Origin of the sequence: Pseudomonas sp. UME65, assembly GCF_014170225.1 — a bacterium.
Lineage (GTDB): Bacteria > Pseudomonadota > Gammaproteobacteria > Pseudomonadales > Pseudomonadaceae > Aquipseudomonas > Aquipseudomonas protegens.
In genome coordinates, this window is record NZ_LZZQ01000015.1 from 17,170 (window position 1) to 43,920 (window position 26,751).

General features: G+C 63.7%; 26 protein-coding genes and 1 pseudogene. 13 read left to right on the forward strand and 14 right to left on the reverse strand.

The window, feature by feature from the left end:
* The first annotated feature begins 2 nt into the window (after positions 1–2).
* The 3 genes from A9971_RS25205 (at position 3) to A9971_RS25215 (ending at position 3,132) form a co-directional block, all read left to right on the forward strand.
* Positions 3–788, forward strand: a complete 786-nt coding sequence (locus tag A9971_RS25205; RefSeq protein ID WP_182999912.1) for an HAD-IIB family hydrolase — start codon at positions 3–5, stop codon at positions 786–788.
* 18 nt (positions 789–806) lie between these two features.
* A complete protein-coding gene (locus A9971_RS25210) occupies positions 807–1,832 on the forward strand; it encodes a methyltransferase (protein ID WP_015634989.1) in 1,026 nt (341 codons plus the stop codon).
* A 109-nt stretch (positions 1,833–1,941) separates the two neighbouring features.
* The gene (locus tag A9971_RS25215; protein WP_283990159.1) at positions 1,942–3,132 is read left to right on the forward strand and encodes an MFS transporter; all 1,191 of its coding nucleotides are present in this window, start codon (positions 1,942–1,944) and stop codon (positions 3,130–3,132) included.
* A 269-nt stretch (positions 3,133–3,401) separates the two neighbouring features.
* Here the strand turns inward: A9971_RS25215 and A9971_RS32960 are convergent, their stop codons facing one another.
* Positions 3,402–4,562, reverse strand: coding sequence for a hypothetical protein (locus A9971_RS32960; RefSeq protein ID WP_244868188.1), 1,161 nt, complete (start codon positions 4,560–4,562; stop codon positions 3,402–3,404).
* Positions 4,563–4,574: 12 nt separating this feature from the next.
* Here A9971_RS32960 and A9971_RS25225 point away from each other — a divergent pair, with 12 nt between their 5' ends.
* Positions 4,575–5,162, forward strand: coding sequence for a hypothetical protein (locus A9971_RS25225; protein WP_042942434.1), 588 nt, complete (start codon positions 4,575–4,577; stop codon positions 5,160–5,162).
* 613 nt (positions 5,163–5,775) lie between these two features.
* On the opposite strand, the gene A9971_RS25230 is transcribed toward A9971_RS25225, so the two are convergent.
* The 7 genes from A9971_RS25230 to A9971_RS25260 form a co-directional block, all read right to left on the reverse strand.
* Entirely contained in the window at positions 5,776–6,054 is a 279-nt protein-coding gene (locus tag A9971_RS25230) for a hypothetical protein (protein ID WP_182999924.1), read from the reverse strand.
* A 132-nt stretch (positions 6,055–6,186) separates the two neighbouring features.
* The gene (locus A9971_RS25235) at positions 6,187–6,987 is read right to left on the reverse strand and encodes an amino acid ABC transporter ATP-binding protein (RefSeq protein ID WP_259652279.1); all 801 of its coding nucleotides are present in this window, start codon (positions 6,985–6,987) and stop codon (positions 6,187–6,189) included.
* A gap of 16 nt (positions 6,988–7,003) precedes the next feature.
* The gene (locus A9971_RS25240; RefSeq protein WP_182999913.1) at positions 7,004–8,245 is read right to left on the reverse strand and encodes an FAD-binding oxidoreductase; all 1,242 of its coding nucleotides are present in this window, start codon (positions 8,243–8,245) and stop codon (positions 7,004–7,006) included.
* A gap of 46 nt (positions 8,246–8,291) precedes the next feature.
* Positions 8,292–9,002: an ABC transporter permease gene (locus A9971_RS25245; RefSeq protein WP_011060496.1), complete on the reverse strand. Its 711-nt coding sequence runs from the start codon at positions 9,000–9,002 to the stop codon at positions 8,292–8,294.
* Positions 8,999–9,718, reverse strand: a complete 720-nt coding sequence (locus tag A9971_RS25250) for an ABC transporter permease (RefSeq protein ID WP_182999914.1) — start codon at positions 9,716–9,718, stop codon at positions 8,999–9,001. Before A9971_RS25250 ends, A9971_RS25245 begins: the two co-directional genes overlap by 4 nt.
* A gap of 86 nt (positions 9,719–9,804) precedes the next feature.
* Complete coding sequence (locus tag A9971_RS25255; RefSeq protein ID WP_053150435.1) at positions 9,805–10,557, reverse strand: transporter substrate-binding domain-containing protein; 753 nt, start codon at positions 10,555–10,557, stop codon at positions 9,805–9,807.
* A gap of 16 nt (positions 10,558–10,573) precedes the next feature.
* Entirely contained in the window at positions 10,574–11,449 is an 876-nt protein-coding gene (locus tag A9971_RS25260; RefSeq protein ID WP_047285528.1) for a MurR/RpiR family transcriptional regulator, read from the reverse strand.
* A 131-nt stretch (positions 11,450–11,580) separates the two neighbouring features.
* On the opposite strand from A9971_RS25260, the gene A9971_RS25265 reads away from it, so the two are divergent.
* The 4 genes from A9971_RS25265 (at position 11,581) to nahK (ending at position 18,292) form a co-directional block, all read left to right on the forward strand.
* Positions 11,581–12,627: an Ldh family oxidoreductase gene (locus tag A9971_RS25265; protein ID WP_169894017.1), complete on the forward strand. Its 1,047-nt coding sequence runs from the start codon at positions 11,581–11,583 to the stop codon at positions 12,625–12,627.
* A gap of 224 nt (positions 12,628–12,851) precedes the next feature.
* The gene (locus A9971_RS25270) at positions 12,852–14,036 is read left to right on the forward strand and encodes a porin (RefSeq protein WP_182999915.1); all 1,185 of its coding nucleotides are present in this window, start codon (positions 12,852–12,854) and stop codon (positions 14,034–14,036) included.
* 520 nt (positions 14,037–14,556) lie between these two features.
* Complete coding sequence (gene nosP / locus A9971_RS25275; protein ID WP_011060502.1) at positions 14,557–15,720, forward strand: nitric oxide-sensing protein NosP; 1,164 nt, start codon at positions 14,557–14,559, stop codon at positions 15,718–15,720.
* The gene (gene nahK, locus A9971_RS25280) at positions 15,650–18,292 is read left to right on the forward strand and encodes a hybrid sensor histidine kinase/response regulator NahK/ErcS' (protein ID WP_182999916.1); all 2,643 of its coding nucleotides are present in this window, start codon (positions 15,650–15,652) and stop codon (positions 18,290–18,292) included. The genes nosP and nahK overlap by 71 nt, the downstream gene beginning before the upstream one ends.
* Positions 18,293–18,386: 94 nt before the next feature.
* Here nahK and A9971_RS25285 read toward each other — a convergent pair whose 3' ends face one another.
* The 6 genes from A9971_RS25285 to A9971_RS25310 all read right to left on the reverse strand — a co-directional run bounded on the left by A9971_RS25285 (position 18,387) and on the right by A9971_RS25310 (position 23,614).
* The gene (locus A9971_RS25285; protein WP_011060504.1) at positions 18,387–19,052 is read right to left on the reverse strand and encodes a response regulator transcription factor; all 666 of its coding nucleotides are present in this window, start codon (positions 19,050–19,052) and stop codon (positions 18,387–18,389) included.
* Positions 19,053–19,106: 54 nt separating this feature from the next.
* The gene (locus A9971_RS25290; RefSeq protein WP_011060505.1) at positions 19,107–19,649 is read right to left on the reverse strand and encodes a PQQ-dependent catabolism-associated CXXCW motif protein; all 543 of its coding nucleotides are present in this window, start codon (positions 19,647–19,649) and stop codon (positions 19,107–19,109) included.
* Between the two features lie 232 nt (positions 19,650–19,881).
* Positions 19,882–20,673, reverse strand: coding sequence for an ABC transporter permease (locus tag A9971_RS25295; RefSeq protein WP_182999917.1), 792 nt, complete (start codon positions 20,671–20,673; stop codon positions 19,882–19,884).
* A complete protein-coding gene (locus A9971_RS25300) occupies positions 20,670–21,428 on the reverse strand; it encodes an ABC transporter ATP-binding protein (protein WP_182999918.1) in 759 nt (252 codons plus the stop codon). Before A9971_RS25300 ends, A9971_RS25295 begins: the two co-directional genes overlap by 4 nt.
* Positions 21,425–22,399, reverse strand: a complete 975-nt coding sequence (locus A9971_RS25305; RefSeq protein WP_182999919.1) for a YVTN family beta-propeller repeat protein — start codon at positions 22,397–22,399, stop codon at positions 21,425–21,427. Before A9971_RS25305 ends, A9971_RS25300 begins: the two co-directional genes overlap by 4 nt.
* Positions 22,400–22,429: 30 nt before the next feature.
* The gene (locus A9971_RS25310; protein WP_182999920.1) at positions 22,430–23,614 is read right to left on the reverse strand and encodes an ABC transporter substrate-binding protein; all 1,185 of its coding nucleotides are present in this window, start codon (positions 23,612–23,614) and stop codon (positions 22,430–22,432) included.
* Between the two features lie 119 nt (positions 23,615–23,733).
* Between A9971_RS25310 and A9971_RS25315 the strand changes: the two genes are divergently transcribed.
* From A9971_RS25315 to A9971_RS25335, 5 genes and pseudogenes are all read left to right on the forward strand, one after another.
* Entirely contained in the window at positions 23,734–23,892 is a 159-nt protein-coding gene (locus tag A9971_RS25315) for a hypothetical protein (protein ID WP_015635009.1), read from the forward strand.
* A gap of 2 nt (positions 23,893–23,894) precedes the next feature.
* Positions 23,895–25,166, forward strand: a complete 1,272-nt coding sequence (locus A9971_RS25320) for a HAMP domain-containing sensor histidine kinase (protein ID WP_169894031.1) — start codon at positions 23,895–23,897, stop codon at positions 25,164–25,166.
* Positions 25,166–25,804 carry a response regulator transcription factor gene (locus A9971_RS25325; protein ID WP_015635011.1) on the forward strand — a complete coding sequence of 213 codons (639 nt, stop codon included), beginning with the start codon at positions 25,166–25,168 and terminating at the stop codon, positions 25,802–25,804. Before A9971_RS25320 ends, A9971_RS25325 begins: the two co-directional genes overlap by 1 nt.
* Before the next feature lie 42 nt (positions 25,805–25,846).
* Entirely contained in the window at positions 25,847–26,083 is a 237-nt protein-coding gene (locus tag A9971_RS25330) for a type II toxin-antitoxin system ParD family antitoxin (protein WP_011060512.1), read from the forward strand.
* A 101-nt stretch (positions 26,084–26,184) separates the two neighbouring features.
* Positions 26,185–26,408: pseudogene (locus A9971_RS25335) on the forward strand (type II toxin-antitoxin system RelE/ParE family toxin).
* Positions 26,409–26,751: the final 343 nt, after the last annotated feature.

Below are 26,751 nucleotides of genomic sequence, written 5' to 3' on the forward strand. Positions count from 1 at the left end.
GTATGACGAGCAAAGACACCTGGTTGATAGTTTCTGATTTTGACGAGACGTTCATGCCGGTCTTGTCATCTCGAGAGGCGGATGCCGGGATAGACAAACTGGAAAGCTGTTTGAATCAACTGAAACGCAAGCACCACCTGTTGTTTGGCTGGGCCACGGGAAACAGTCAAGCGGTGGTCCTGGACAAGATGAAGAGATACCCCGAATTTCCCTGGGACTTTGCACTGACCAGTCTGGGAACCGAGTTGTACTGGAATCACCCGGACCGTGTTCTGGAGGATGAGGGTTGGCCGTTACAAGGCGCAGGCACCTTTCCAGAGCGGGTCATAAGGCTTAGCACCCTGTTCGAGCAAGAGGGTATTGAGTTGACGTTGCAGTCGGAGGCTTTCCAGCAAAAACGCATTCGGGGTTATTACTTGAAGGCCGATGGCAATGAAGCGATCGCCATCGAGCAGATCCATAGACTCTGTTTGCAGGTGGGTCTTGAGGCCTCGATTACCTACGCCAGTGCCGCCGCCGGCGACCCTGAGAATGTCTACGATGTAGCCATCATGCACCCGGGGTGCGGAAAGAAGCAGGGGGTCGATTTCATCGTCAAGAAACATGAGATTTCCCCCGCCAGAGTCATCTCGTTCGGGGACAGTTGTAATGACATCGAGATGTTGAAGGCCTGTTCACATGGTTACCTGGTGGGCAACGCTTCGCATGAGGCCAGGCAGGCGTTTGATCGTGTTGTTGAGGGTTTTTATTGTCACGGCATCGTTGATGGTCTTCAACGGCATTTTTGAAATGGGATATGCATCTACATGGACAGTACAGGGCACACGGAGCATCACAGTGATAAACAGATATTTGATATCTACTTCGGGTTTATCAATACCTACACCTTGTTTTTTGCGGATGAAGTAAAACTGTTTGATCTGCTTGAAGGCAAAGCGCTGAGGCTGGGTGAAATCGGCTCGGCATTGGAACTGGCACCTCGGGCAGCACAGGCGCTTGTGGCTATGTGCACCAGTCAGGGGCTGCTTGAGAAGAGTGGGGAGTGCTATGGCCTGACGTCTTTGGCGCAAGCGTTTCTGACCCGAAAATCGGAGACCTCGTTCAGTGGGGTTCTGCAATCCGCACGCCACAAAGAAGATGCGTTCTCTTATGCATTCTTCAAAGAGTCGATGCTCAGTGGAGAGTCCGGGTTGTTTGGTGAGACTGATCTGTTTGAGAACAATGCGCAGGACCAGTTACACAGCGAAATTTTCACCAAGGCGATGCACAGTAAAAGCAAAGGACCGGCTAGGGCCTGGTCGGGTCGGATTGATCTGTCCGGGTATAGCTGTCTTCTGGATGTGGGCGGTGGTTCGGGTGTTCACTCTATTTGTGCGTTGGAGAAATGGCCTGAACTGAATGCCGTGATCTTTGATCTTCCCTATGTCTGCGATATTGCCGATACCTACGTCGAGCAGTACCGGATGGCGGGGCGCATCACAACCCATAAAGGAGACATCTGGGCGTCTGAGTATCCAGCCGCCGATGTGCATCTTTACAGTGATATCTTTCATGATTGGCCGCTGGACAAGTGTCTGTTTCTGGCCAAAAAGAGTTTTGATGCACTGCCCAGCGGCGGCCGTATCATTCTTCATGAGATGTTTTTTAATAAAGACAAGACCGGCCCACATAATGTCGCGGCTTATAACGCGAACATGTTGCTGTGGACCCAGGGTCAGCAATTGTCAGAGACCGAAATAAGGGAGCTGCTGACGATCGCCGGTTTTCGCGATATTACAGTTTCCCGCACGCAATACGGTGACTGGAGCCTGGCAACCGGAATCAAGTATTAAGGTTGCTGACAACCAATGCCCTATGAGGGCGTTCTGATTGCACAGTGTGAACTCAAGGTCCGGCGCATTCGCCCCGGACTTCACTTGTGTCTTCTTGCGGGAGATTAAAGTGATCCCAGTACGTTACCGTATTCTTTGTATTTACTCCGGCATGCTGGCGTTGACCCAGTATGAATGGATGCGCTTTGCGCCTATCACGGATCAGGTGTCCACCCAGTACGGTATTACTTATGGGGAAGTCGGTTCACTGTCTTTGGCGGTGACGGCACTTGCATTACCGCTGGCACTTCCCAGCGGTGGCCTGATTGACCGGATATCGGTGCAAACAGCCTTGCGTATCACCGCCATTGCCATGTTGTTGGCGGCATTGATCCGGGTGTTACAACCCCATTATGAATACCTGCTTGCCGGCCAACTGTTGTTCGGGTTTGTTCAACCCTTGACCATGTCGCTGCTCGTCAAGTTGATGATCACCTGGTTTTCTGAAGATGAGCACGTACGGGTCACGACGCTGTTCAGTACGGTGATTTTCCTGGGTATAGGCTCCGCGTTCATGATTGTCCCGTTGACGGAGGAGGGGAACGTCAGCAGTTCGTTGTTGATTGACGTCGCGATCCTGGGGCTGATTGCGCTATTGACCTTCATTTATGTCCCGCGAGATGGCCCTCTTGTGCAAACAACGTCCGCCCCGACCAAATCCGGCGGCCGTTTACTGGCAGAGGGTGTCGATTTATTGCGCACGGCTCCGTTCACGGCTGTTTTGCTGATGATTTTTTTAACCAACGGCTATTTCTCCGCCATTACGACATGGCTGGAGCCGATCCTGTTGCGTCAGGGGATCGATGCCCAGGTTTCAGGATTTATCGTTGTTCTGATGTTGGCCGGTGGTATCGCGGGTATGACGTTCATGCCTTTACTGGTGCGTAGCGGTGCAAGCGTGGGGGGCATTCTGTCCGGGGTTTCATTGTTGGCAGGGGGAGGCACGGTACTGCTTTTCACCTCGGGTTCCCCTTGGATATTGAGCCTGGCTGGGATCGTGATCGGTGCCGCGCTGTTATCTCCGCTGCCTCTTCTGCTGCAACTGATAGCCGACACTGCCGGACTCTCCAGATCTGGGACGGCGACCTCAATTTTCTGGTTAGTCGGCAATATTGGCGCCACGATAATGATCGCGACGTTGGGGGTTATCGCCGACCACGGTGACTGGGGAATGGCAGCGGTATTGCTGTGTCTGGTTCTGGTCGTCCAGATAACGATTTCGCTCATGGGCTTTCGAATGGTCGGCGCTAGCACTACCTGACTTCATATGGTTCTGTGTAGATATCCGTTGCTGCGGTCATGGCCGCTTAGGGTTTCGCTCTTACAGCGGGTCACTTTGGAAAAAACCGGAATGCCGGCCCAGCCCAAAGTCAGCAAAGGGCTCCTGCCCCCGCATCCGGCGCCTCGCCTAGGCTCGGCGTTCCCTCACTTCGGCATTGCTCCGGGGGCACGCCGCCACAGGCCATCCATGCCCAGCTGCCCCTGCTCAGGGCGAAGGCGGCATACGTGCGTTTCAAGCCGCACTCCGCTTCAACGTTGCCAGCAGGCCGCGAAACGCTTGCACACCTCAAAGCGCTGATCCAGATCGGCCATGCGTGCCTGATGTGCGCTCAGTGTTTCCTTCAGCAGTGCTTGCTGGGCTCGGTAGTAATACTCCAGCATTTCATTATTGGTCGACATTGCCTTGCTACGGTCGGCCGCTTCGCTGTCGGGCAGCAGTTCCTTGATCGCCGGGGTGTCGAGCAGGCCCAGACGGTTGGTGTAGTAGTCCTTGTACAACTGCAATGAACGGGCCTTGGTGCCACTCATCTCTTTGGCGAACTGCTCCAGGTTCTGCTGATATTCAGTCCAATAGGCATCGGGCAGGCTGAAGTCGAGGCGCCGTTTGCGTTCCGCTATGGATTTGTCGAGCAGTGTTTTCTGGACCGAAGGGGAATCCTCGGCGTCGGGCTTCATTTTCGCGATAACACTCGCGTCGACGATCTGCGCGATCAGCGCTGCACGCTCCGCTGACTGCGGTTGTGCTTCGGTGGGCTTGGGGAAAATAGGGTTGTGGCCGGCGCAGGCGGGCAGGCCTTTCTTGGTCAGCACGATCGGCGAACGCACAGTCTTGCCATCGATCTGGCGCAGACGGCTAAGGGTGACCTGGCAAGTGCGACCTACTTGGCGGAAGTCCGCTTCGTACTCGCCGCCGCTCTGCGGGGTGAAGTTGAACCCCACGGTGCACACGCTGCCGGTGCTCAAGGTATTGGCTCGCGCGAATAGCTCATGGCCCGGTTGCAGCCGCACTTCCAAGTAGGCCTTGGCATCCTCGGGTGCAGCGGCACTCATGTCTGCCCGTCGCCGGGTATTGGCGCTGAACAGGTTATTGAGCAGCCCCGTGGTTTGGCCGCCGCAGTGTTCGGCATCGAACAAGTCGAGCGTCGAGCTGTCACTGCTGCTGATAAAGCGCAGCTTCGCCGCATCGGGGGCACTGGCGTCCGGGTAGGTGCCATTGAAACTGCACCCGCCAAGTACCAGCGCGGCAATGCTTACAGCGCCACGCACGCGCCATTGGGAAAAACAGAACATGTTGATAGATCGTCCTTGATGCTCGAGTGGGCGAAAGGCCATCATGCTAAAGAAGGCAGTCGCCGCCGTCCAGCGCGCCTGTCGTCCCTGAATTTTCTGGGGATTTTCTTTGTCTCCCACCGAGGTAGCGGAATGTTTGGCTCGCGCAACATCTTTGCAATTGGTCTGATTGGATTACTGGCCGGTTGTTCGTCAATGCCAACTGAAATGGCCTTGAATTCACCCGTATACAACGCGCAAAACGCGGGCCTAGTGGTCGGCGCGCTGCTGGAAGGCGGCCCCTACGGAACCTACCTTGAGTTTCGCGATATCAAGAGCGGCAAGACTTATGGCTGGGGACCCAAGGATGACTACTCGGCATGGCTACCTGCCGGTGACTATGAAGTGAGCCGCCTGGGTCACCGTCGCGGGGCCATGGGGGCTTACTCCAAACCGCTGCGTTTCACCGTCACCCAAGGGCAGCTCAATTACCTTGGCGAGATGGTCTACGGCTGCTCGGCCGTCGCGCAACCGGCTGCGGTGTACGGCGTATTGAACTGCGGGGCCCTCGCGCTTGGCGAATGCACCGTCCCTAGCCCTAACGTGAACGTATGCGTGGTGGATCGCCAGGATCAAGCGATCAAGCATTTTTTGCAGCAACACCCCGAGCAAGCCCCTTTGCCCGTGCGTAACGCGGTCATGTCGGCAGCAGCCTCTGGATCGAGTGTCCGCTTTCCTTAGGCTTTGTACGAAAAGCCTTGGTGCTCGGTGATGCTGCGTTACTTTCGATACTCATGCGCATAGCTGCAAATAGGGTCCTGGTTATGGGCCCATAGTTTCAAGGGGCGAGGGTAGTTGATGAGTACAGTGTCGCGGTTGAATGAGCTGCTTGTTGATCACTGCCTCTCATCATTCGAAACCTGTAGCCGCTGTCGAGCGCAGTGAGGCTGCGCACGAGGACGCAGTCCTCGCCAAACCTGCCGATGCTTTTCACCTGGCTGCATACGGTTTTGTGTACATATCCGTTGCTGCGGTCACGGCTGCTTAGGGTTTCGCCCTTACGGCGACTCACTTTTGAAGAGCGCAAAAGTAAGCAAAACGCTCCTGCCCCCGCATCCGGCGCCTCGCCTAGGCTCGGCGTTCCCTCACTCCGGCATTGCTCCGGGGGCACGCCGCCACAGGCCATCCATGGCCTGGGGCGGCTAGCTCGGCATCCATGCCGAGCTGCCCCCTGCGCAACGCCTACGTTCGGCCTTCTGGAGGGGGCAGGAAGATCAAGATCAAAAGCCAAAGCAAGATCAAAGGCCGGGCCAAAGCCAAGCGCGTTTTACGCGCTGGTTGAGTTCAATGGCCTTCAAGCCTCTTGCGCTGTTCGCCACTGAATCACCTCCAGCACCGCGCAACCCTCCCGGGTGAGCAGGTGCACCCCTCGGGTGACCCGCGTCAGATCGCAGTCGGCAATGTCTTTCAGGTTAAGCGTGGACAGCGTGTCCATCAGATCCCGCACCACGGTGAAACGATGGGCCGCACTGCTGGCCAGATCGCTCAGAGAGGCTTGGGTGTCGAGGTAGAAAACGGCTCGGTTGGCGTCGTGGGTGTCGACGGCGGTAAAGCGCGAGAGTGGCTGGTCAATCTGAATCGCCCCTGATTTCCTAGACGCTTTTGACTGGCTGCTTCTGGCCGATAGCAGTCTTTCACTAAGTGCAGCAATAAATACCTCTACTTAAGCTAAACAGGCGCCGCACAATACGCGGCGCCGATCCACTCAATGCACAATCTGCGCAAGAAACGCCTTAGCCCTCTCACTCTTCGGCGCCCCAAAAAACTCCTCCGGCGGCGCGTCTTCAACGATGCGCCCCCCATCAAGAAATAGCACACGTTCGGCAACCTGCCGCGCAAACCCCATCTCATGGGTCACGCACAACATCGTCATACCACTCCCCGCCAGCTTCACCATCACATCCAACACCTCACTCACCATCTCCGGGTCCAGCGCCGAAGTCGGTTCATCAAACAACATGATCTTCGGCTCCATGCACAGCGCCCGGGCAATCGCCACGCGCTGTTGCTGCCCACCAGAAAGCTGGCTCGGGTACTTATCCGCCTGGTTCTCAATCCCCACCTTGGCCAGGAATCCCCGCGCCAGTTCTTCAGCTTTTTTCCGCGACAACCCGCGCACGGTCATCGGTGCCAGGGTGCAGTTGTCCAGCACGCTCATGTGCGGGAACAGGTTGAAGTGCTGGAACACCATGCCCACTTGGCTGCGTACCTGGGCGGCTTCGCGGGTGTTTTGCGAGAGGTCGGTGCGGTCCACCAGGATGCGGCCCTTTTCGGCAATCTCCAGGCGGTTGATGCAGCGGATCAGGGTGGATTTGCCGGAGCCGGAAGGCCCGCAGAGGACGATGCGTTCGCCCTGGCGCACCTTGAGGTCGATGTCGTGCAATACGTGGAAGGCGCCGTAGAACTTGTTCAGCCCGGCAATATCGATCACCACTTCACGCGGGTCGGCAATGGGCTGGGCGGGCGCTTGTGAGGCGGCGGGAAGCGGGGCGGTCTGGGTCTGCATGGCGGTTCTCCGTCGGTCAGTTGAAGCGCTCGGCGCGGTAGGGGGTGGGGTCGGTGAAGGGCGTTTCGCCGGTGACCATCTGTGCCAGCAGGTGGCCGCTCACCGGGCCCAGGGTCAGGCCGTGGTGGGCGTGGCCGAAGTTGAACCACAGGCCGGGGTGGCGCGGGGCCGGGCCGATCACCGGGCACATGTCCGGCAGGCACGGGCGGCGGCCCAGCCAGGGTTCGGCGTCGAGGCGTTCGCCCAGGGGGTAGAAGTGGCGGGCCAGGGCTTCGCAGCGGCGCAGTTGGATTTCGTTGATCGGGTCGTCGCAGTCGGCGAATTCGATGCCGGTGGTCAGGCGGATGCCGCCCACCATCGGCGCCAGGACGTAGCCGCCCACCGGGTCGAGGATCGGGTGCTGCAGGCGGGTGCCGGGCACGGCGGCGTAGTGCATGTGGTAGCCGCGCTTGATCGCCAGGGGAATGCGGTAGCCCAGGGGTTCGAAGATGCCGCTGGCTTGCGGGCCCAGCGCCACCACCACTTCCTGGGCGGTGATCGGGCCGAGTTCGCTGTGCACCTGCCAGCCGCCTTCGATCTGGGTCAGGGTCAGGGCGTCGCCGATGATGAATTGGCCGCCGCGTTGCTTGAACAGTTCGGCGTAGCCGCGGGTCAGGCCGCCGGGGTCGCTGACGGTCTTGGGGTCGAGCCAGTGCAGGCCGCCGACTACGTCTTGGTGCAGGCCGGGTTCCAGGGCCAGCAGTGCGGTGCGGTCCAGTACCCGGTAGTTGAGCTGGTAGTCGCGCAGGTCGGCGGCGGCGCGCTGGGCGAAGTCGAAGGCCTGCTGGTCGTTGAAGGCTTCGAGCCAGCCGCCGTCGGCGATCAGTTCCAGCATGTTGGCCGGGCGGGCCAGGGCCAGGTGTTCGGTGACGCAGCGTTCGATCAGCGGCAGCATGGCGCGGGTGGCGGCGGCCAGGCCCTTGGGCGAGGAGTGGCGCCAGTATTGCAGCAGCCAGGGGCCGGCCTTGGGCAGGTGGCGCAGGCTGTAGCGCACGTCCGATTGCTGGTTGAGGCCGTAGCGCACCAGCTTGGTCACTTCCCGGGGGAAGGCGTAGGGAATCACGCTGGCGCGTTCGATCAGCCCGGCGTTGCCGTGGCTGGTGCCGTTGCCCGGAGGCTGGCGGTCCAGCAGCACGACTTGGCGGCCGCGGGCCTGCAGGTGCAGGGCGCTGCTGACGCCGACGATTCCGGCGCCCAGAACGAGGGTTTGGCAATGCATGTTTGGGTCCTTATGACAGGGGCCGCGGGGCGGCCCGCTAAAGGGTTCAGTTCAGGTGCCGGCCCAGGCGGCCTTCCAGGTATTTGAGGCTGCGCCGTACCACTTCGACGATCAGCAGGTAGAGCACCGCGGCCCACAGGTAGATCTGGAAATCGAAGCTGCGGGAGAAGGCCAGTTTGGTCACCCCCATCAGGTCGTAGATGGTCACCAGGGAGGCGATGGCGCTGGCCTTGATCATCAAAATCAGCTCGTTGCCCAGAGGCCCGATGGCGATCAGCAGCGACTGCGGCAGGATCACTTTGCGAAACGCGGTCCAGCGCGACAGGCTCAGGGCCTTGCAGGCTTCGCGCTGGCCCTGGGCAACGGCCAGCAGGCTGCCGCGCAGGATCTCCGCCTGGTAGGCGGCGGTGTTCAGGGTGAAGGCCAGCAGGGTGCAGAACCAGGCGTCGCGGAAGAACCACCACAGGCCCACGTCCTGCCAGAAGCCTTTGAACGAACCCAGGCCGTAATACAGCATGAACAGCTGGGCCAGCAGCGGCGAGCCACGGAAGAAGTACACATAAGCCCCGGTGAAGCGCCGCAGGAAACGATTGCTGGACAGCCGCCCGAGGGCGATCAGCAGGCCGAGCACCGCGCCCAGGCTGAAGGAGATCGCCACCAGCTTGGCGGTCACCAGCAGGCCGTCAATAAAGCGCGGGCCGTAGCGTTCCAGCAGTTCCTGGTTGAGGAACAGGTTCAGCAGGTCATCCAGGTTCATGGCTGCAGGCTCCGTTGCGCACGGTTGAAGCGTCGTTCGAGAAAACTGAACAGGTGCCCGGACAGCGCCGAGAAGAACAGGTAGCCAAAGCAGGCCACGCTGTAGAACAGCATGGGTTCCTTGGTCACGCTGACCGCGAGGTTGGTCTGGCGCATCAGGTCCACCAGGGAAATGGTCGACACCAGGGAGGTGTCCTTGAGCAGCGACAGCCAGTTGTTGGAAAGCCCCGGCAGGGCGATGCGCGTCAGTTGCGGCAGCAGCACCCGGGTGAAGGTGGTGCGGCGCGACAGGCTCAGGGCGCTGGCGGCTTCGTACTGGCCCTTGGGCAGGGTCTTGAACGCGGCCAGCCAGATCTCGCTGGAGAAGGCGGCGAACACCAGGCTGAAGGCGATCATCGCGGCGACGAAGGTGTTGATCGCCACTTCACCGGGGTAGCCCAGGGCGCCGAGGATCTTCTGCGCGGCAATCTGGCAGCCGTAGTAGATGATCAGCAGGGTCAAGAGCTCCGGCAGGCCGCGAAACACCGTGGAAAAGGTCGTGGCCCAGGCCCGCGCCCAGCGGTTTTTCGAGCGCGCGGCCAGGGCTACGGCCAGCCCCAGGGGCAGGCCGATGGGCACGCAGGCCAGTGCCAGGGCGATGGTCACCAGGGCCCCGGCAAGCAGGGCCGAGCCCCAGCCGCCGCTGGCGAAGGACAGGAGTGACAGCTGTTCGAACATGCGCGAACCCTCTGGAAAAATGAACCGTGCAGGGCGCCGCCGCGCTCAAGAGAACGCGGGGCAAGGGCAGCGGCAAAGGCGGGCGGTCAGTAGATGTCGAAGGCGAAGTAGCGGCTGGAGATTTTCTTGTAGGTGCCGTCGGCAACGATCTCGTCCAGGGCCTTGTTCAGGCGCTCGCGCAGGGCGTTGTCTTCCTTGCGTACGGCGATCGAGGCGTCGGCGGTGGTGCCGTTGACGTCGCCGATGATCTTGCAGCAATCCTTGCCAGTGCTTTCAGCCCAGGCCAGCAGCGGGAACTTGTCGGCGATCACCCCGTCCACGCGCCCGGCCGCCAGGTCGCTGTTGGCTTCGTCCAGGGTCGGGTAGAACTTCACGTCGGCACCGGCCGGGCCGTAGTGGTCCTCGGCGTAGATGGCCTGGGTCGAGGAGGCCTGGGCGCCCACGGTGCGGCCCTTGAAGTTGGTCTGGGCGTCGGTGATGTCCGAGTCCTTGGGCACCGCCACCGACAGCGGGGTGCGGTAGTAGTGGTTGCTGAAGGCGATCTTCTTCTTGCGTTCGTCGGTGGCGATCATCGAGGCCACCACAGCGTCGTATTTCTTCGCCAGCAGCGCCGGGATGATGCCTTCCCAGTCCTGGGCGACGATCTGGCACTCGACCTGCATCTGCTTGCACAGGGCGTTGGCGATGTCCACGTCAAAGCCGTGCAGCTGGTTGTTGGAGTCCACGTAGTTGAAGGGCGGGTAGGCGCCTTCGGTGGCGATCTTCAAGGTTTCGGCCTGGGCCGTGGAGGCGGCGATGACCAGGGCGCAAGCGCCGGCGAAGCGGAGGACGTTGTTCATGGAGCACCTCGGTTATTTATTGTTTTGGTCGGGCGGACGATGTGTAGCCAACAAACTCGTTATGCAGGGCAGCGGTGGCTTCCAGGCGTTTTTCCACCTCGGGTCCCAGGTGCTTGCACACCTCGTTGACCAACAGGTGCACCAGCGACAGCATGGCCGCGGTGGATTCCCAGAACAGGTTGAATTCAGTGGGCACACGGAACACCTCGTCGGCGTTCTGCTCGGCCCAGTCGCAGAAGGTATCGGTGACCAGGGTCACCGGAATTCCCGCCTCGCGGGCCTTGTGGCACAGGGTCAGGGCGTGGCGCGAGTAGCGCCTTGCCTCGAACACCACCAGGGCGCAGTCCTCGGCGGGGCTCAGCAGTACGTCGGCGAAATGCCCGGCGGCGCCGTCCACCAGGTGCACGCCGTCGCGCAGGTATTGCAGCAGGTGGACCATGGAGGCGGCGATGCCGCGCTCGGTCTGGAACCCCGCCACGTACACCCGGCGCCGGCTGGCTAGGCGCTGGACCACGGTCTGCCAGGCCGGGGTCAGGCTGTATTCGTAGACCTTGACCAGCGCCGCCACTTCCAGCTCGAAGCTGCGGGGCAGGCCCTGGGCCGCCGGGTTGGGCTGCTGGCGAAATTCCTGCAGGCGGTCGCCCACCAGCCACGGGCCTTCGCCGAGGTCGTTCTTCAGGTCGTTTTTCAGATCCTTGAAATGGCTGTAGCCGATGGCGCGGCAGAAGCGGCCGACGCTGGACTCGCTGACGCCGAGTTTTTCGGCGATGTCGGCGGCGGTCTGGAAGGGCAGTTCATAGAGGTTGGCCAGCATGTAGCTGGCAATCGCCCGGCCCGACGCGGTGGCGCTGGACAGGCTGCTTTCAAGGCGTTGCTTGATGGGCTGGCTCATGGTTGTTTTCATTCTTGTGGGCCGTTGACAATGGAAAATGAATGTTTTCTGTCATGAAGTCAACATTTGACAGTTAACTGGCGTGACGCGATAGTCAGGCACCTTCCAATAACAATTCCAATGGAGCTGCAATGACCGAAGCGAACCAGGCGACCCTGGCGCAGGCACCCGTCGAGTACCTCGATCTGCCTGCCTTGACCGACTTGCTGCAACGCATTTTTCTTCGCCACGGCACCTCTGCCGAAGTGGCCCGGGTGCTGGCTGATAACTGCGCCCGCGCCGAGCGCGACGGTTCCCACAGCCACGGGGTGTTCCGCATTCCCGGTTATCTGTCGTCCCTGGCCAGTGGCTGGGTGAATGGGCAGGCGCTGCCGCAAGTGGAGGATGTGGCCCCCGGCGTGGTGGCGGTGGACGCCGCAGGCGGCTTTGCCCAGCCGGCTCTGGCGGCGGCCCGCGAGCTGCTGCTGAGCAAGGCCCGCAGCGCCGGGATCGCGGTCCTGGCGATTCGCAATTCCCACCATTTCGCCGCCCTGTGGCCGGATGTCGAGCCCTTCGCCGAAGAAGGCCTGGTGGCCCTGAGCCTGGTCAACAGCATGACCTGCGTGGTGCCCCATGGCGCCCAGCGCCCGCTGTTCGGCACCAACCCGATTGCCTTCGCCGCACCCCGCGAAGGCGCCGAGCCCATCGTCTTCGACCTGGCCACCAGCGCCATTGCCCACGGCGATGTGCAGATCGCCAAGCGCCAGGGCCAGCAGCTGCCACCGGGCATGGGGGTGGACCGCGACGGCCAGCCCACTTGCGACCCGGCAGCGATTCTCGACGGTGGCGCCTTGCTGCCCTTTGGCGGGCACAAGGGCTCGGCGCTGTCGATGATGGTGGAGCTGCTGGCGGCGGCGCTGACCGGTGGCAACTTCTCCTTCGAATTCGACTGGTCACAACACCCGGGGGCGCAGACGCCCTGGACCGGGCAACTGCTGATCGTCATCGACCCCAGCCACCTGGGCGGCGGGCATTTTGCCCAGCGCAGCGGCGAGCTGGTGCGGCAGATGCAGGCCGTGGGCCTGGAGCGCATGCCGGGGGATCGGCGCTACCGCACCCGAGCCAAGTCCCTGCAAGAAGGCATTCCCCTGGCCGCCGCCGAACTGGCGCGGCTGCGGGCCCTGGCGGGCGACGACTGAACGGGCGACGACTAAGGACTTCATCCCTTCGCACCCGGGTCCATGAGCCCTTGGTGTTACTCCAGGTAGTAGGCCCGGTAGCGGGCCGGTCGTGGATCGGATTTGCCGGTCCCTGCCAGCCCCTCCAAAGCATGCTGAATTTGCCCCCAAGGCAGCCTATGGGCGGCCTTGGCGCGTTTCGATAATCGCCTCCGACATTTCGTCCCCCGTTTGCGGAGCGCGCCATGCATAACAATAAGAACTGCCAGTACCCTCTGATTCCGGCCCTGCTTGTCGGCCTGTCGACCCTTGGCCTGGGCTCTGTCGCCGAAGCCGAGATCATGCTGTACGACAAGGACCAGACGACCTTTTCCACCGACGGCTACATCAACGCCTTCTACGTCAACAGCAAGGTCGACCGCGCCGGCGACCAGTACGACCGCCGTCAGGCGCGGGTGAAGATGGGCTTTCTGCCCAACTACCTAGGTTTCAACATGGGCAAGCAGGTGGACGACCTCAAGCTCGGCGCCCGGGCCTCGTTCTGGGTCACCATCAACGACAGCGAGACCAACGGCACCGACACCGCCATCGACGTGCGCCAGTTCTACGGCACCGTGGCCAACCCGGAGTGGGGCGAGGTGCTGATCGGCAAGGACTTCGGCCTGTTCGCCCGTTCCAACATCCTGCTCGATGAAATGCTCGCCGGGTACGGCCAGGTCAGCGACAGCCTGGGGCTGGTGGACGGCGGCGGGGTGTCGTTCGGTAACATCGGCAGCGGTTACCCCTATCCCTTTCCGTCGTCGCAGATCACTTACCGCAGCCCGGTGATGGACGGCCTGCGGGTGGCGGTGGGCATCCTCGACCCGGTGGACACCAACGACAGCAGCGCCCTGGGCAAGGCCTACCAGAAGAACCCGCGCACCGAGAGCGAGGTCACCTACCAGTTCGACCTGGGCGGGGCCAAGTTCTACAGCTGGCTCAACGGCAGCTACCAGACCTCCGACAACACCGACCCCAACGTGCAATCGGTGACCTCCAAGGGCCTGGGCTATGGCCTGCAGGCCAAGATGGGCGGCCTGTCCCTGACCGGTTCCGGGTTCCAGGCCAAGGGCATCAACCCGTTTTTCACCAACAACGCCGGCGAGGCCACCCTGCGCAATGTCGACAGCAAGGGCTACCTGCTGCAGGGCTCTTACAAGCTGGGCAAGAACCGCCTGGCGCTGTCCTACGGCAAGACGAAGGACGACGGCAACGGCGTGGTCGGCAGCGGCGCCGATTACCAGACCCGGGGCGTGGCGCTGTTCCACGACATCAACGACAACCTCAAGCTGGTGGCCGAGTACAACCAGTTCGAGATCGACGGCCACCACACCACCGCGCAGAACGAAAACACCGACACCTTCGCCGTGGGTGCCGTACTGACCTGGTAACCCCCGCGCCGGCCCTGGCGTGCGCATCGCGCCCGGGCCGGCCTCCCGCCTATCCCCTGTATTGACGCCTTCCCCTGTAGGAGCCGGCTTGCCGGCGAAGAGGCCCTCAAGCCTTGCACCAGCCCGGCCGGCGCCTTCGCTGGCAAGCCAGCTCCTACGCAGGACGCGCCCCGCATTCCCCGCCTATTTTCCCCATTGGCACCTTCCCCGTAGGAGCCGGCTTGCCGGCGAAGAGGCCCGCCAGCCTTGCACCAGGCCGGATGACGCCTTCGCTGGCAAGCCAGCTCCTACGCAGGTGGCGCGCCTTATTCCCCGTCTGTTTTGCGCATTGGTGCATGTCCCGTAGGAGCCGGCTTGCCGGCGAATAGGCCCGCCAGCCTTGCACCAAACCGGCCGACGCCTTCGCTGGCAAGCCAGCGCCTACACCCATGGAACCGGCTACCCGCTACCCAAGTAGCATTCGTGCCCCGGGGCCGGCTTCGTACACTCATTGCTCAGACAACCCGCGCCGGAGGCGACGATGCAGCAAGCCCAGAGCGAGGGCGTGGTCAGTGCCATGTCCCAGGCCGTCGATCCGCAGCAGGTGGCCCAGGACCTGGCCAGCCAGTTGCTGCATCCGCACCTGGGCTTCGTGCTGTTCTTCTGTTCCGCCGAATACCCCCTGCAGACCCTGGGCCCGGCCTTGCAGCAGAGCTTTGGCGGCATTCCCCTGGTGGGCTGCACCAGCGCCGGGGAAATCACCCCGCTGGGCTATGGACGCAACTGCGTGACCGCCATCGGCTTCGATCACCGGCACTTTTCCATCGCCGCCGAGTTGATCGACCAGATGGAGCACTTCAGCCTGATCGACGCCCAGCAGATGGTCGAACGCCTGGTGGGCCGCTGCCGCAGCAACACCCTGGCGCCGATCAAGGGCAACAGCTTCGCCCTGACCCTGCTGGACGGCCTGTCGAGCCGCGAAGAGATGGTGCTGGCCGCCCTCAGCGCGGCCCTGGGGGACATTCCCCATTTCGGCGGTTCGGCCGGCGATGACAACTACCTGACCCACACCCACGTGTATTACGGCGGCGAGTTCCACAGCGGCGCGGCGGTGGTGGTGCTGGTCAACACCTGGCTGGATTTCGAGGTGTTCACCACCCACCACATCCAGCCCCGGGAAGAAAAACTGGTGGTCACCGGCGCCGACAGTACCTTGCGCCGGGTCTATGAACTGAACGCCGAGCCCGCCGCCGAGGAGTACGCGCGGCTGATCGGCGTGCCCCTGGCGCAGCTCGACCACCGGGTGTTCGCCGCCCACCCCCTGGCGGTGCGGATCAACCAGCACTATTACGTGCGCGCGGTGCAGCAGGTGCACCCGGACCTGAGCCTGAGTTTCTACTGCGCGGTGGAAAACGGCATCGTCCTCACCGCCATGACCCCCGGCCCCTTGCTGCCCAACCTGCAACAGCTGTTCGACGGCTTGCAGCAGCGCCTCGGCGGGTTGCTGCTGACCATTGGCTGCGACTGCTTTTTGCGCCGCCTGGAGCTAGAGGGGCAGGGCAGCCTGGAGCAGATCGGGGCCTTTTTGCGGGAACAGCGGGTGATGGGTTTCAACACCTACGGAGAACAGTTCAATGGCATGCACATCAACCAGACCTTCACCGGCGTCGCCATTGCCCGCAGTCGAACTCCGGCCCGCCGCTGAGCTGCAAGCGCAGCTCGATGACCTGCAGCGCGAGAACCGCAAGCTGCGGCGCATCAACGAGGCGCTGATCGAGCGGGTCGAATCCGGCATCACCCGTGGCAACGACCCCTATGCGGCGTTCCAGCATTCGGTGGTGCTGGCCGAGCAGGTGCGTGAACGCACCGACGCCCTGAACCAGGCCATGGCCGAGCTCAAGGCCGGCAACCATTTGCTCAGCGAAGCGCGGCTGCGGGCCGAGACTGCCCACCAGCATCTGATCGATGCCATCGAGAGCATTTCCGACGCCTTCGTGCTGTTCGACCAGGAGCAGCGCATCGTCCTGTTCAACAGCCGCTTCCGCGCCTTCTGGAGCCACAGCCGGGTGCGGATCATGGCCGGCATGCGCCTCTCGGAAGTGCGCAGGTTGCTGACCAGCACCGGGCTGTTCAGCGAAGAGCCACGCAGTGGCGGTGACGAGCAGTTGCTGTATCGCCTGCACAACGGCCGTTGGCTGCAGGTCAGCGAGCGGCCGACCCGGGAAGGCGGGCGGGTGATCCTGTTCACCGATATCACCGAGGTCAAGCACAGCGAAACCCTGCGCCGGGAGCAGGCGGTGGCGCAAAAGTCCCACCTGCTGCAACGGGCGGTGGACAACCTGTCCCAGGGCGTGGCCATGGTCAGCGCCGAGGGCGTGCTGGAGTTGTGGAACCGACGCTTCCTGGAACTCAGCGGGCTGGCCCCGGTGGCCGCGCATCGCTTGTTTGCCGAGGTCATCGGCGACAGCGAACTGCGCCTGCTGAGCCCCGACAGCCGCGACGCCAACGGCCGGCCGATCCACGAATGCGAGCAGCGCCTGAGCGATGGCCGGGTGCTGGAGATCCGCACCCATCCGCTGCCCACCGGCGGCTTCGTCAACACCTTCACCGACATCACCGAGCGCTACCAGCACGCCGAGGCCCTGAGCGAAAGCGAGCGTTGGATCCGCCTGATCACCGACCATGTGCCGGCGTTGATCGCCTACCTCAATGCCGATCTGGTGTACGAGTTCACCAACAAGGTCTACGAGGAGTGGTACTGCTGGCCGCGCGGCGTGATGCTCGGCCAGAGCCTGCGCGAGGCGCACAGCGAACAGCACTACCGGCGCCTGGAGGCCTATGTGGAGCGGGCCCTGGCCGGGGAAAGCGTGACCTTCGAATTCGCCGAGACCAACGTCAACAACCAGGAGCGCTACATGCTGCGTTCCTACGTGCCCAACCGCCTGGCCAATGGCGAAGTGGTGGGGATCTTCGTGCTGATCCGCGACATCACCGAGCGCCGGCGCACCGCCGAGGCGCTGCATCAGGCCTACCAGAACCTCGAGCTGCGGGTGCGCGAACGCACCGCCGAGCTGACCACCCTCAACCAGCAGCTGCTGCGCGAAATCGAAGAGCGCAGCCGGGTGGAATCACGCTTGCGCGAGGCCAAGGCCGAGGCCGAACGGGCCAACCTGTCGAAGACCAAGTTCCTCGCCGCGGTCAGCCATGACCTGCTGCAACCCCTGAACGCCGCGCGGCTGTTCACCAGCGCCTTGCTGGAGCGTCGCGATCCCCAGGCCAGCAGCGCCCTGGTGCGCAATGTCAGCAACTCCCTGGAAGACGTGGAAAACCTGCTGGGTACCCTGGTGGACATTTCCAAGCTCGATGCCGGGGTGATCAAGGCCGATATCGCGCCCTTTGCCTTGAGCGAACTGCTGGAAAACCTCGCCGCCGAGTACGCCCAGGTGGCCCGCAGCGAAGGCCTGGAACTGCACTTCGTGGCCTGCTCGGCGCTGGTGCGCAGCGACATCCAGCTGCTGGCGCGGATTCTGCGCAACCTGTTGAGCAACGCCATCCGCTACACCCGCCAGGGCCGGGTGGTGCTGGGCTGTCGGCGCCAGGGGCGCTGGCTGTCGATCGAAGTCTGGGACAGCGGCATGGGTATCGCCGCCGAACGCCTGGAGGAAATCTTCCAGGAGTTCAAGCGTGGCGAAGAACAGCGCCCGGACCAGGATCGCGGCCTGGGCCTGGGGCTGGCCATCGTCGAGAAGATTGCCGGGATTCTCGGGCACCGCATTGGCGTGCGCTCCTGGCCGGGGCGTGGTTCGGTGTTCAGCGTGCAGGTGCCGATCAGCGCCAGCGCGCCCTTGCCAGCGCCGCGCCCGGAGCTGGGCGACGCCCTGCTGGAGCGTTTGCAGGGGGCGCGGATCTGGGTGCTGGATAACGACGCGGCGATCTGCGCCGGCATGCGCACCTTGCTTGAAGGCTGGGGCTGCCAGGTGATCACCGCCTTGTCCGAAGAAGACCTGGCGCGCCAGGTGGACGACTACCGCGCCGAGGCCGACCTGCTGATTGCCGACTACCACCTGGACCAGCAACAGAACGGCATCGATGCGGTAGCGCGAATCAACGCCCGTCGCGCCCTGGCGATCCCGGCGATGATGATCACCGCCAACTACAGCAACGAGCTCAAACAGCAACTGCGCGAACTGGGCCACACCCTGATGCACAAACCGGTGCGCCCGATGAAACTCAAGACCGCCATCAGCCACCTGCTGAGCCCAACGCGGCATCCCTGACAACCGTAGGAGCTGGCTTGCCAGCGAAGGGGCCCGCAAGATCGCCTTCGCCGGCAAGCCGGCTCCTACAGGGTCGGTGCACGATCAGCGCAATTCAGCGGCGCAGGTAGGCGCCGAAATCGATGTCCCCGGCACTGAGGATCGCTTGCACCCGGTTGTGCACGTTGAGCTTGCGCAGAATCGCCGAGACGTGGGCCTTCACCGTGGTTTCGGCAATGTCCAGGGTGTAGGCGATCTGCTTGTTGGATTCGCCCTTGGTCATGCGTTCCAGCACCAACAGCTGTTTGCGGGTCAGGGCCTGCAGCAGTTCCGGGGGGAAGCTCGGGGTCTCGCTGCTGCGCCGCCCCGGCTGGCTTTTCTGGGTGCGGATGATGTCCGGAGGCAGGTACACGTTGCCGTTGAGGATCTGTTCGATGGCCTCGGTCATCTGCGAGCGCGCCGAGGATTTGGTGATGAAGCCGACGGCGCCGTAGGTGATGGCCTGGAGCACGATCTGCTTGTCCTGCTCGGCGGAAACGATCACCACCGGAATGGTCGGCGCTTCGTTGCGCAGGGTGATCAGGCCGTTGAGGCCGTGCATGCCGGGCATGTTCAGGTCCAGCAGGATCAGGTCGAGGTCGTCGTGTTCCTGGGTCAGGGCCAGGGCGCTGTCCAGGTCGGCGGTTTCCATCACCTCGCTGCCGGGAAATCCGTCGCTGATGACGTTGTGGATGGCTTCGCGAAACAGTGGGTGATCGTCGGCTATCAGAATTTTATACATGGCCTTTCACCTCGTTATTGTGGTTATGGGGGCGGCAACGCCGTGCTGCGGCGCTCAGGGAAAGGGTTGCGGCCGGGCTGCCTCCACGGGCAGGCCGGCGGCCTCCCAGGCATCCAGGCCGTCGCGGTACCAGTAGATGTTCTTATAGCCCAGGGCTGCCGCGCGTTTTACCGCGTTCCAGCTCAGCCAGCAATCGGCACGGCAATAGAACACCAGGGCGCGCTGCGGGTCGGCGTGGCTCAGCCGTTGCAGGTTGCCGGCGAAATAGGCCTGCCACTCGGGGCTCAGTTCGCCGTCGCCGGTGTTGGCCAGCCAGTGGCTGCCGGGGAGGTTGGCGTGGGGCTCGCTGTCGATGAAGCGTCCCTGCAGCCATTGCCGACGGTAGACGTCGATCAGCAGGGGCGCCGGTTGCTCCTTGAGCAGCTCTTGCAGGCCCGGGGTGTCGATGATCCGGCCCTGGTCGATCTGCAGCGGGGTCGGGCTGCGGTACAGGCTGGTGCGATAGCCCTCGGCGGAAAACAGCGGGGCAGCGGCATGGGCGGCGCCCAGCGCCAGGCTCAGGGTTAGCGCGGCCAGGGTCTCTAAGGCACGGGGCATAAGGCTTTTATCCTTTTTGTTATAGGCCCATTACATGCCAGGGCAGGGCCTTTTGTGAATGCGACCATCGACAGCAAAAGCAGTACCAAAGTCGTAGATCGCCCATGGGCAAGCGCTGTGTAGGAGCCGGCTTGCCGGCGAAAGGGGCCTGGGGTCTGGCGTTGGGATTGCGGGCCTCTTCGCTGGCAAGCCAGCTCCTACGTTGGGTGGAGGTGGGTGGCAGGATTGTGGCTCAGGTGCTTTTGCGCAGGGCGGCGTGCTGGGGGTTGAAGGTCAGCACCGCCAGCAGGGAGAACACCAGGGTCAGCCCCAGGCACACCGCCAGGGCCAGCAGGTTGAGGCGTTCGTACAGGGCGAAGCGCACCAGTTCCACGGCGTGGGTGAAGGGGTTGAGGGCGCACAGCCAGTACAGCCAGGGGCTGGCTTCGAGCATCTTCCACAGCGGGTACAGCGCCGAGGACAGGAAGAACAGCGGGAAGATCACGAAGTTCATCACCCCGGCAAAGTTCTCCAACTGGCGGATGGCGTTGGACAGCAGCAGCCCCAGGGCGCTGAGCATCAGGGCCACCAGGAGCAAGGCAGGTAGGGCGCTGAGCTGCCCCATGGCCGGCGGTTGCACGCCATACAGCCAGGCCACGGCGAGGAAGGCGTAGACCTGCAGCAGCGAGATCAGCGAGGTGGCCAACAGCTTGCTGGCCAGCAGGAAGGCCCGGGGCAGGGGGCTGGTGAGCAGCACGCGCATGCTGCCCATTTCCCGGTCGTAGACCATCGACAGCGAGCCCTGCATGCCGTTGAACAGCAGGATCATGCAGGCCAGCCCCGGGACGATGTAGACCTCGTAGGGAATGTAGGTGCTGTAGGGCTCGATGATGGCGATGCCCAGGGCGGCGCGAAAGCCGGCGGCGAACACCAGCAGCCACAGTAGCGGGCGCACCAGGGCGCTGAGAAAGCGCGTGCGCTGCAGCACGAAGCGCAGCCATTCGCGCAGCACGATGCCGCGCAGGCACTGCCAGTAGGCGTTCATGCGAGCGGTTCTCCGATCGGGGCCGGGCGCGGTTGGGGATTCTGGGTCAGGCGGGCGAAGGCCGCGCTCAGGTCGCCACCCTGCTGCTGGCTGATGGCGCTGGCCACGCCACTGGCCACCAGGCGCCCCTGATGCAGGATCAGCAACTGGTCGTCGGCCTGCACTTCATCCAGCAGGTGGGTGGTCCAGAGCACGCTCAGGCGCTGTTCCTGGCACAGCTGGCGAATGTGCCGGTTGAGCGCCAGGCGGCTGGCCGGGTCGAGGCCGGCGCTGGCTTCATCGAGCAGCAGCAGGCGCGGTTCGTGCAGCAGGGCGCGGGCGATTTCCACCCGTCGGCGGTGGCCGCCATTGAGGGCGCGCACGCTGTCCCGGCGCCGCTCGCTCAAGCCCTGGCGCGCCAGTTCGGCGTCGATCCGCGCCTGCCCCTGGCGCCGCGACAAACCGTGCAACGCGGCGTGGTAGTGCAGGTTCTGCTCCACGCTCAGGTCCAGGTCCAGGGTGCTTTGCTGGAACACCACGCCGAGCTGGCGCAGGGCGGCGCGGGCGGCGTTGCGCAGCGAGCAGCCGCCGACGCGGATGTCGCCCTGCTGCAGGTCGTAGAGCCTTGTGAGCAGGGCGATCAGGGTCGACTTGCCGGCGCCGTTGGGGCCCAGCAGGGCGGCGAAGCGCCCGGGGGCCAGGCTCAGGCTGACCTGATCGAGGGCCTGGCGCGGGCCATAGGCGAAGCTCAGCTGGCTGACCTCCAGGGCGTTCATGGGGTCACCACCACGCCCCAGGGATAGCGCCCGACCTTCACCGACTTGAGCACCTTGAGGCTGTTGACATCGATCACCGAGACATCGCCGCTGACCCCGTTGGTGGCCAGCAACTGGCTCTGGTCCGGGGTGAATGCCAGCTGCCAGACCCGCCGCCCCACCAGCAGGTAGTCGAGGATCTCGTAGGTCTTGGCGTCGATCACCGCCACGTGGTTGGCCGGGCCCAGGGCGACGAAGGCGTACTTGCCATCGGTGCTGAGCTTGATGCCCACCGGCTGCACCTTGTCCGGGTGCACGCCCTTGATCTTGAAGTTCAGGGTCTTGAGCACCTGGCGCGTGGCCACGTCGAGGATGGTCACGGTGCCGCCGATTTCCGCCGAGGCCCAAAGCCTTGAGCCGTCCTGGTTGAACTCGACGAAGCGCGGGCGCTGGTCCACCAGGGTGCTGTCGGCCAGGGTCTGGGTGCTGGTGTCGATCCAGTGCAGCATGTTGGTGGTTTCGCTGGTGTTGACCGCCCACTTGCCGTCGGGGCTCACCGCCATGCCTTCGGGCTCGACCCCGACGTTGATCTGGCCGAGGACCTTGGCGGTCTCGGTGTCGATCACCGTGACCAGCGCATCGTCCTCGTTGGATACGTACAGCCAGCGGTTGTTGGGGTGCAGGGCGAACTGCTCGGGGTCCTTGCCGGAGGGCAGCTCCTTGATGATCTTGCGGGTGGCCACGTCCATCACCTGGACCCGGTCCGAATCGCTGGCGCAGATGTACAGCAGCTTGTTGTCATGGGACAGCAGCAACCCGCGCGGGCGCTGGCCCACCGGCAGGGTCGCGGTGACTTCCAGGGTCTGCAGGTCGATCAGGCTCAGGCTGTTGTCCTTTTCATTGGACACCCAGGCGGTGGCGGCCATGGCGTGCCCGGCGGCGAGCAGCAGGGCCGCGCACAGGGCGGAGCGGCAGAGAAGAGGGCGGCGCATGGCGGATTCCTTGTTGTTGTGGTTATGGGATCAGGGGTAGCGGCAGGTCACTTCGGGGCGGTCGTAGCCCAGGCTGTCCATTTCGTTGAAGGGGTGCAGGAAACCGTCCTGGGGCGAGGTGCTGACCAGGGCCCGGGGCTGCACCAGGGGAATCGGCTGGCGCAGTTCGCCGTTCCACGGCCGGTAGCTGAGCTTGCGGCCCTTGAACCCGTCCAGGGGCAACTGGTCGCTGAGCAGCAGGGTCTGCAGGGCCCGAGGGTCGGCCTGGCGCAGTTTGCTCACCGCGCTGGCGACGCTGCGCACGGCCATCCAGGCGGCGAAGTCGCGGTCGTTCATCCAGCGTCCGGCCTGGGCTTCGAAGCGCTTTTGCAGTTGCGCGGCGCCGAAGGTCTCCACGCTCTTGTGCCAGCCGGTGGGGGTCAGGCCCTGGGTGCCGGCCACCGGGCGCGGGAACCAGGTCTGGTAGGGCAGGTATTCGCCGAAGTCGCCGCGCTCGTCGGCCACCAGCACCACGTCGTATTCGGCGGTCTGGGTGAACAGCGGCATGTCGGCCTGGGCGCTGCGGCGCTGGTCGTTGTCGAAGGTCCAGTCTTTCTCGGCGACCAGCTTCACGCCGAAGCGCTGGGTGGCCCGGCGCAGGGCATCGGCGTAGGCCCGGTCATCCTCGGTCTGGCCGACGATCAGCAAGGCCCGCTGCCATTTGCGCAGCACCATGAACTGCACCAGGGCGTCGGCCAGCATCGCCCGGCCGGGCAGGCTGTGCAGTACGTTGCCCAGGCACTGGCTGCTGCGCAGGCGGTCGTCGGGGCTGCCGGCGTTGAACAAGAGGCTGTCGGGCAGGGCGGCGGACAACTCCCGCAGGCTGGCCGCCGGGGCATTCACCACGAACAGCCGCAGGCCCTGGTCATGCTGGGCCTTGGCGGCTTGCAGCAGCGCCTCGGGGCTGTCGACGCTGGCGCTGTCGAGCTGGAACTGCTGCTTGAGAAAGCGCCCGGTGCTGTTGCTGTCGACAATCGCCAGCTGCGCGCCCTGCAGCCCGGCGTCGGCAGGCTCGGGAATGATGTTGGACAGCAGCGGGCCGGGGTCGGGGCGATAGCCCAGGTAGCCGATGCGCACCTGCAACGGTTCTTCGCCGGCCTGGCTCGCGGCCAGGGGCAACAGGACCGAGGCCAGGGCCAGCAGGCAGGTCGGGATAAGCGGGGCAGGCTTGTGCATAAGGCACTCCACGGCAGGTGGCGCCAGCATAGGAAGAGTACCGGGGTGGGGAAATATGCAGAAAGTAGCGCCCGGGCAGTACCAAGGTAGTAGCCCGGCGCGGGTGCGGCGGTCTTAGCATGGTTGCAGCGGCCCCGACCCTGGAGAACACCGTCATGCGCATCCTCAAATTGCTGCTGTTGCCCTTGCTGCTGATCCTCAGCCTGATCGGCGTCGACCGTCTGCACGGCCCGCGCCCGGTGCTGCCCCAAGCGCTGCCGTTGGTGCCGGGGCGCTAGGCATGTCGGCGCTGTGGCGGATCAACCTGTGGGTCACGGCATTCTTTGCCGTGGTGACCCTGGCCTGCGCCGCCTTGCTGCTGCACCAGGCGGTGGCCGATGTCGAGCGTGAGTTGCAGTCCGCCGAGGCGGTGGTGGAATACCTCAGCGACAGCGCCGCGCGCAACCCGGCGGGCCTGCAACCGCACCTGACCCAGAGCCTGCGCCATGTACGGGTGCACTGGCTGGCGGCGGACGAGGCGGCCCGCATGCCGGAAGAGGCCGGGCTGGACGCCTGGCTCGGCCGCCAGCTGTTCAGCGAGCGCCGCCACAGCGCCCGCGAGCTGGACCTGGGCGACGGCCGTCGGGTGCTGATCGCCGTGGACGCGCGGGATGAGATCGACGAAGTCTGGGATTCCCTGCAACAGCTGTTGAGCCTGTGCGGCCTGGCCCTGCTCCTGAGCCTGCTGACCATCCGTTGGGCAGTACGCCGTGGCATGGGCTTGCTGGATGATTTGCTGCGGGCCTTGCAGCAGGTGTCCGGCGGGCAACTGGCGGTGCGCCTGCGCGAAGCCGGCCTGCCGGAAGCGCGACAACTGGCCGGGCACTTCAACCGCATGACCGCGACCCTGGAACAGACCCGCGCCGACAACACCCAACTGACCCAGGCCCTGCTGGCGGTGCAGGAGCGCGAGCGCACCTACCTGGCGCAGACCCTGCACGACGACCTCGGACAATACCTGGCGGGCATTCGCGCCCAGGCCTGCCTGCTACGCATGGTCAGCAACCAGCCCACGGTGGTGGAGCACACGGCCCAGGCCCTGGAGCTCAACTGCGAGCGCTTGCAGCAAGGCTTTCGCGCCCTGGTGCAGGACCTGTACCCGGTGGTGCTGCAGCACCTGCCGCTGGCCGAAGCCTTCGGTTTGCTGGTGAGCCAATGGCAGGACAGCCAGGGCATCGACTGCCAATTGCGGGTCGGCGCCGACCTGCCAGCGTTGCCCAGCGCCAGCAAGACCCACCTCTACCGCCTGCTGCAAGAAGCGCTGACCAATGTCGCCCGGCACGCCGACGCCAGCCAGGTACGGGTGCGCCTGCAACGCAGCGCCCGGGGCCTGCGCCTGCTGGTGCGCGACAACGGTTGCGGCGCGCGCCAGCCCCAGCGCCCCGGCGTCGGCCTGCACTCGATGGCCGAGCGGGCCCGCAGCCTGGGCGGCGAACTGCACATCCTCAGCCGTCCCGGCGCCGGTTGGGCACTGGCCTTGAACATGCCCCTGAACATGCCCATGGAGGCCTGATGAACATCTTGTTGGTGGATGACCACGCCGTGGTCCGCCAGGGTTACGCCAGCCTGCTGCGCGCGGTATTGCCGGCGATGCAGGTGCGCGAAGCGGCCAGCGGCGAAGAGGCCCTGGCCCGGGTCGCCGAAGAAGTGCCGCAGCTGGTGATCATGGATTTCGGCCTGCCGGGCATCAGCGGCCTGGAGACCACCCGCCGCCTGCGCCAGCGCCTGCCGCAGCTGCGGGTGCTGTTTTTCAGCATGCACGACGAACTGCCCCTGGTGCGCCAGGCCCTGGAGGCGGGAGCCTCGGGCTACCTGACCAAGAACTCCGCGCCCCAGGTGCTGATCGAAGCGGTGCACCGTGTGCTGGCCGGGCACGCCTACATCGAACAGCCCCTGGCCACGCAACTGGCCTGCACCCCGGCGCAGAACAGCAGCGACCCGCGTTTGCAGAGCATGACCCAGCGCGAGCTGGAGATCTTCGTGATGCTGGCCAAGGGCACCCCGGCGCGGGTGATTGCCGAGCAGCTGTGCATCAGCGCCAAGACTGTGTCCAACCACCTGACCTTGCTCAAGAGCAAGCTGCAGGTCAGCTCCCATGCGGAGTTGGTGCATTTGGGGATTGATATGGGGGTGGTGCGGGTGGCGGGGTGAGGGGGTATGGTTTGGCAAATTTTGTCAAAAGCGGACAAAGCCATGAGCACCATGAACATCTCCCTGCCGGACGCTCTCAAGTCCTTTGTCGATGATCAAGTCAGCCAGCGCGGCTACAGCACCAGCAGTGAATATGTGCGTGAGCTGATTCGCAAGGATCAGGATCGGCAACATCTGCGTGGCCTGTTGTTGGCCGGTGCTCAATCGGCGCCGGGCACTGCTGTGCAGGGTGACTATTTCGAATCCCTGCGTGCCAGGGTTCACAAGGCGCGAGGATGAAAGCCAAGCCGGTCATGCCACGTGCCCTTGCCAGCCATGACGTGGGAGGCGCTATCAGCGACTAGCTTGACCAACAGGCCGAGCAGGCTGCGCTCGGTTTTATCGATGCTTTGGAAAAGGCTTATCTTCATATCGGCCGCCATCCGGCCTCGGGTATGTCTCGCTACGCCCACGAGCTGGATCTGCCGGGGGGCTTTGTTGGCCGCTGAAGCGTTACCCCTATCTGGTGTTCTACGTTGAACGCGATGACCACATCGACGTATGGCGGGTTTTGCATGGTATGCGGGACTTTCCTGAGTGGTTGGCTGAAGGTGTTTTCCGGTAGTGGTGGGGGATGTTGGGGGCTTTTTGTGGTGAGGGGGTGGGGTGTATATCCGTTGCTGTGGGTGTGGCTGCTGGTGGTTTCGTCTTGATGGTTTGGGGTTTGGGTACATATCCATTGCTGCGGTAACGGCCACTTAGGGTTTCGCCCTTACGGCGACTCACTTTTTTCAAACGCCGGAGTGCCGGCCCAGCAAAAAGTAAGCAAAAACGCTTGCCCCTCCATGGGCCCCTCGCTGGGGCTCGGTGTTCCCTCGCTTCGGCATTGCTCCGGGTGGCGGCTAGCTCGGCATCCCTGCCGAGCTGCCCCCTACGCAACGCCTACGCTCGGCCGGCTGGGAAGGGGC

Excerpts from the sequence above, each read along its gene's own strand:
- A9971_RS25205 (WP_182999912.1), top strand. The coding sequence starts at position 3 with ATGACGAGCAAAGACACCTGGTTGATAGTTTCTGATTTTGACGAGACG.
- A9971_RS25210 (WP_015634989.1), top strand. The coding sequence starts at position 807 with ATGGACAGTACAGGGCACACGGAGCATCACAGTGATAAACAGATATTT.
- A9971_RS25225 (WP_042942434.1), top strand. The coding sequence starts at position 4,575 with ATGTTTGGCTCGCGCAACATCTTTGCAATTGGTCTGATTGGATTACTG.
- A9971_RS25235 (WP_259652279.1), bottom strand. The coding sequence starts at position 6,987 with ATGCAGACCCAGACCGCCCCGCTTCCCGCCGCCTCACAAGCGCCCGCC.
- A9971_RS25240 (WP_182999913.1), bottom strand. The coding sequence starts at position 8,245 with ATGCATTGCCAAACCCTCGTTCTGGGCGCCGGAATCGTCGGCGTCAGC.
- A9971_RS25245 (WP_011060496.1), bottom strand. The coding sequence starts at position 9,002 with ATGAACCTGGATGACCTGCTGAACCTGTTCCTCAACCAGGAACTGCTG.
- A9971_RS25250 (WP_182999914.1), bottom strand. The coding sequence starts at position 9,718 with ATGTTCGAACAGCTGTCACTCCTGTCCTTCGCCAGCGGCGGCTGGGGC.
- A9971_RS25255 (WP_053150435.1), bottom strand. The coding sequence starts at position 10,557 with ATGAACAACGTCCTCCGCTTCGCCGGCGCTTGCGCCCTGGTCATCGCC.
- A9971_RS25260 (WP_047285528.1), bottom strand. The coding sequence starts at position 11,449 with ATGAGCCAGCCCATCAAGCAACGCCTTGAAAGCAGCCTGTCCAGCGCC.
- A9971_RS25265 (WP_169894017.1), top strand. The coding sequence starts at position 11,581 with ATGACCGAAGCGAACCAGGCGACCCTGGCGCAGGCACCCGTCGAGTAC.
- A9971_RS25270 (WP_182999915.1), top strand. The coding sequence starts at position 12,852 with ATGCATAACAATAAGAACTGCCAGTACCCTCTGATTCCGGCCCTGCTT.
- nosP (WP_011060502.1), top strand. The coding sequence starts at position 14,557 with ATGCAGCAAGCCCAGAGCGAGGGCGTGGTCAGTGCCATGTCCCAGGCC.
- nahK (WP_182999916.1), top strand. The coding sequence starts at position 15,650 with ATGGCATGCACATCAACCAGACCTTCACCGGCGTCGCCATTGCCCGCA.
- A9971_RS25285 (WP_011060504.1), bottom strand. The coding sequence starts at position 19,052 with ATGTATAAAATTCTGATAGCCGACGATCACCCACTGTTTCGCGAAGCC.
- A9971_RS25290 (WP_011060505.1), bottom strand. The coding sequence starts at position 19,649 with ATGCCCCGTGCCTTAGAGACCCTGGCCGCGCTAACCCTGAGCCTGGCG.
- A9971_RS25295 (WP_182999917.1), bottom strand. The coding sequence starts at position 20,673 with ATGAACGCCTACTGGCAGTGCCTGCGCGGCATCGTGCTGCGCGAATGG.
- A9971_RS25300 (WP_182999918.1), bottom strand. The coding sequence starts at position 21,428 with ATGAACGCCCTGGAGGTCAGCCAGCTGAGCTTCGCCTATGGCCCGCGC.
- A9971_RS25305 (WP_182999919.1), bottom strand. The coding sequence starts at position 22,399 with ATGCGCCGCCCTCTTCTCTGCCGCTCCGCCCTGTGCGCGGCCCTGCTG.
- A9971_RS25310 (WP_182999920.1), bottom strand. The coding sequence starts at position 23,614 with ATGCACAAGCCTGCCCCGCTTATCCCGACCTGCCTGCTGGCCCTGGCC.
- A9971_RS25315 (WP_015635009.1), top strand. The coding sequence starts at position 23,734 with ATGGTTGCAGCGGCCCCGACCCTGGAGAACACCGTCATGCGCATCCTC.
- A9971_RS25320 (WP_169894031.1), top strand. The coding sequence starts at position 23,895 with ATGTCGGCGCTGTGGCGGATCAACCTGTGGGTCACGGCATTCTTTGCC.
- A9971_RS25325 (WP_015635011.1), top strand. The coding sequence starts at position 25,166 with ATGAACATCTTGTTGGTGGATGACCACGCCGTGGTCCGCCAGGGTTAC.
- A9971_RS25330 (WP_011060512.1), top strand. The coding sequence starts at position 25,847 with ATGAGCACCATGAACATCTCCCTGCCGGACGCTCTCAAGTCCTTTGTC.